Genomic DNA, 468 nt, shown 5'->3' with positions numbered 1-468 from the left:
AGCAGGAAGGGCGCAAACAGTTTGTTGAGGCGGCGCAGCCGCTGGAAGCCATCACCGGTAAAGTGAACGACTTCCTCGCTCATATCGAACGTAAACAGCGGGAAGATTCGCTGCAACTGGTGGAAAAAGTCACCCGCCAGGTGATCCGTTGTGAACTGGCGCTGCAACCCACGCAGTTGCTGGCGCTGGTGGAAGAGGCGCTGGCGGCCTTCCCGGCGATGCCGGAAACCCTGCAAGTAATGCTGAGCACGGAAGAGTTTAACCGCCTGCGCGACGCGGTGCCGGAAAAGGTCAGCGAATGGGGGCTGACGCCTTCGCCGGATTTGCCACCGGGCGAATGCCGGGTGATCACCGACAAATCCGAACTGGATATCGGCTGCGAGCATCGCCTTGAACAATGCATGACCGCGCTGAAAGAAACACTCACGCCGGAGTCGCAGGGTGAGTGATTTTTCTGCGTTCGATAAC

1 protein-coding gene is annotated in these 468 nt (G+C 58.8%); it reads left to right on the top strand.

All coding sequences use genetic code 11. The features are described from left to right. Positions 1-449: flagellar assembly protein FliH (fliH, locus tag M3147_RS18965; protein WP_251204951.1), on the top strand; the 449-nt coding region annotated here is incomplete at its 5' end. Positions 450-468 lie beyond the last annotated feature (19 nt).

This window comes from Agromyces mediolanus, from assembly GCF_023715325.1.
In the GTDB taxonomy this organism is placed as follows: domain Bacteria; phylum Actinomycetota; class Actinomycetes; order Actinomycetales; family Microbacteriaceae; genus Agromyces; species Agromyces mediolanus_A.
The sequence above is the reverse complement of the archived record's forward strand: the minus strand, read 5'-3'. Positions and strand labels throughout refer to the sequence as shown.